The organism is Kosmotoga sp. (genome assembly GCF_982836095.1).
This window is the reverse complement of record NZ_CEYIHJ010000182.1, coordinates 1-3,508: the sequence shown is the minus strand read 5'-3', so window position 1 is coordinate 3,508 and position 3,508 is coordinate 1. Positions and strand designations below refer to the sequence as shown.

Below are 3,508 nucleotides of genomic sequence, written 5' to 3'. Positions count from 1 at the left end.
TGGCACCCGGAGTAAGTGTTGAAGAAGTCCTGAAACAGACAGAAGCAAGCCTTATCGTTCCTGAAACTATCCCGAAAATGCGAGTAGGGTGATATTATGAATGCTTTTGAAATAGAGGAATATCTCAACAGTATTTTAGAACCGTGGAAATACGAAGATTTTTGCTTTAACGGAATTCAAATTGAAGGCAGCAGAAACGTAAAAAAGGTTGCTTTAGGTGTTTCATTCAATCTTGCTTTTATTGAGGAAGCAATTAATTGGAACGCTGATATGTTGCTGGTTCATCATGGGATCTTTGGGAAGGAATTTTTTAAACTGCGCGGTTATATAAAAAAAAGAGTAGAAAAGGTATTAGCAAATGGCTTGACACTCATGGGATACCACCTTCCTTTAGATGCTCATCCTGAATATGGCAACAACGCTTCGATAATCAAAGCTCTTGGCCTGAAGATTCAGGAGCCTTTTGATGTCGGATATATCGGTATCTATGACACTCCAATCGAAACGAATATTTTTCTTGATAGTCTGAAGAAACTTCTGAACAGGAAAGATTTATTGGCGTATATTAACAGACCAGCTGTCCAGAACGTGTGTGTGATCTCCGGAGGGGGAGCGAGTGATATTATAAAGCTGGAAGGAAAGGTAGATACTTTTATTACCGGTGAGGTAAAAGAGCATATACGCGATCTTTCAAGAGAGATGCAAATGAATTTCATAAATGCTGGACATTACTCAACTGAAACCTTTGGGGTAAGAAACCTTGGGAAAGTTTTAGAAGAAAAGTTCGGCATTGAAACGAAATTCTTTGATATCTACAACCAAGTGTGAGTACATGGCCGAAATTTGAGATTCGGTAAACACGACTACACCATGGATAGGCCCGGCTCCGCTAAGGGTAAGTGCTCCTTTGGAGCGGAAAAATCTGACGCCAACAGGGTTGAGGCTTGCGGCGCTGACTAAATCGTTGTGGGTTGTGCGTTGTAGGTTGTATGCTGCCGTATTCACAGTTCACCCCCTAAAAGGGTTGGACAAAGATTTACGTACAACCCACAACCGACAACCTACAACGAAAAAACCGGATCTCGGCTCTCGAAGCGCTTTCTAAACCCCAATATTAGACCCCAGACCCGGATTTATAGTGCGGGTTTTGGAGCGCTCATTCCCAGGGGAACACGTATTGGCTAAGGTTTAGCTCATCTCTTAGATGAATAAGCTGATTCCTCAGTACCTCGTTTAGCGGGGCTCCTTTGTCTTTTCTTTCAAGCCAGGCAATGTATTCTTTTTCCCCGGCAGTATAAATTTTCTCTGCTCCAGGCGCTTTTTTGGAATTTCTCAGCGCTCTCAGAATCTCGCCGGTGGTTTTTTTAAAACTTTCGAGGTCCGTAAAGGCTTCTATATCAATGGCAATGAAAAAGTGTCCCAAGTTATAAGGGATTCTTTTTCCATTTTCATCAAAACCGGAGAGCATTTTTAAGAAAGCTCCACCCTGGAGGGCTGCCGAAAGTATTTCAACTACTGTGGCATAGCCATAGCCTTTGTAGCCTGCTGTTTTTTCTCCAATGCCTCCAAGCGGCACGAGAGCCGCTGTGCCCTTTTTGAGATCCTCGAGTATCTGCATGGTATCCGTTCGGGTATTACCATCTTGACCTATAACCCAGCCTTCAGGTATTTTTTTACCAGCCCTTGCATAAACTTCTATCTTCCCACGCTGAGAAACACTTGTAGCACAATCTAATACAAAAGGGAATTCTTCGTCTGTAGGCATTCCGAAGGTGAGCGGGTTTGTGCCAAGCATGGGTTCAACGCCAAAGGTTGGCGCGATGGAAGGTCTCGCATTTGTCCCGGTGATACCTATCATTCCTGCATCAACGGCCATTAAGGCGTAGTATCCTGCTATTCCGTAATGTGTTGAATTTCTCACCGCAACCATCCCCATACCATACTTTTTTGCTTTTCTTATGGCCAAATTCATGGCTTTGTATCCAATCACATGCCCCATGCCGTTATGACCGTCAACAACAGCGGTTGTAGGCGACTCTCTTACAATTTCAAATTTCGTAATAGGGCTTTGAATGCCAGCCCTAATTCTGTCAACATAGATGGGTTTAAGCCTTCCCACACCGTGGGAGTCAATCCCTCTTTTGTCTGAGGTGATAAGAACGTTGGCACAGATTTTTGCATCTTCTTCGGGAACTCCAAGCTTCATAAAAACATCTGCCATGAAATGCTCTAAAGTATCAAAGTCCACCCAATAAACATCTTCGTAGATCATTGTGAATCCCTCCTATCTTAAAAGAATATAACATTATTTATAGCATTGATTGATGAAAAATGAGCTTTTATGTTAGGATTTGAACATGAAATGGTTAGGTAGTAATTTTATGAGATTTTTGCTTGGCTTAGCGGCTTTCTTTTTGCTTATCATTTTATTAGAAGTGTTGAGTAACCCGAACGGCATAGAACTCTCAGGTGAATGGAAGCTCGTTCATCCTGATGGGGAAGTGGAGCTTGTAGAAACTCCTTTTTATAAGATTGTAAACACCCTGGGAACATATAGGGCTGTAAAAACCTTTTCATATTGTGAAGGTGATGCGATAATGCTTTTAGGTGTTTACAATCGCGGAATGAGAATATATCTCAATGGAATATTACTAAAAGAAATAGGGGATTTTGAATCAGGAACCGCGAACATATGGAATCTTTCTCATCTCATTCGTTTTGACAAAAAACTGCTAAAGGATACAAATACCTTAACACTGGATATGAAAATCGTTTATGACGTAGGAATACAACGAGCTCCCTTGATCGTTAAATATACCGCGGTGAGTTGGCGTAATAGCATATTGAATTTCTTCATTAGTGATATATATTTGCTTGCTATGGGTGGTGGAATCATCCTTGGTGTTGTTTTACTAGTTTTTGGCTTTTCAGTCCCCGGGGATCATGTCCATTTCGTTTATATTGCAACTGCGTCGTTATTGTCTTCGATCTTCTTGTTAGAATTTGTTTATAGAGAAACCACGGGCAGTATAGATTCACTACTGTTGTTTGAGAAAGCCACCCTTGCAACTGGACTGGTGGCAATAGCCTTTCTGGTTCTGGGCGTGTCGAAATTCGTTGGGACAAAGAAAAAGTTTTCGAGTTTAATTTTTACATCTAACCTTTCTGGAGTTATTTTTATCTTTTCAATTCCAAACTTGATAACCTTTAAAAAAATGCAGATTGTTTACGATCTTCTTTTTGTGATTAGCGCTATAACTTTGGCTATTATGGTTTTTAAGTATAGGAAGAAATATCTTATCTTTTCGACGACTTTTTTCGCAGCCACAATTTTATACTCTGTAATCGCTGAATTAACAGGGATTCAGGGCATATATATTTCTGGTTATGGTGTTCTTATAGCCTCACTTGGTTTTGGCATAGCTTTGATAGAAAATTATAGAGACATTTATAAAAAGGTGGAAATAATTCATAAGAAATCGCTTATTGACCCTTTAACGGGGGCTTT

The 3,508-nt window shown here is 40.6% G+C and carries 3 protein-coding genes; 2 read left to right on the top strand and 1 reads right to left on the bottom strand.

Going from position 1 to position 3,508, the window contains the following annotated elements; translation table 11 throughout:
- Positions 1 to 96 precede the first annotated feature (96 nt).
- The gene (locus tag AC3LHT_RS09675; protein WP_290647270.1) at positions 97 to 828 is read left to right on the top strand and encodes a Nif3-like dinuclear metal center hexameric protein; all 732 of its coding nucleotides are present in this window, start codon (positions 97 to 99) and stop codon (positions 826 to 828) included.
- A gap of 328 nt (positions 829 to 1,156) precedes the next feature.
- On the opposite strand, the gene AC3LHT_RS09670 is transcribed toward AC3LHT_RS09675, so the two are convergent.
- Positions 1,157 to 2,272, bottom strand: a complete 1,116-nt coding sequence (locus AC3LHT_RS09670; protein WP_488662743.1) for an Ldh family oxidoreductase — start codon at positions 2,270 to 2,272, stop codon at positions 1,157 to 1,159.
- Between the two features lie 109 nt (positions 2,273 to 2,381).
- On the opposite strand from AC3LHT_RS09670, the gene AC3LHT_RS09665 reads away from it, so the two are divergent.
- The coding region (locus tag AC3LHT_RS09665; RefSeq protein ID WP_488662742.1) for a hypothetical protein at positions 2,382 to 3,508 on the top strand (1,127 nt) is incomplete at its 3' end.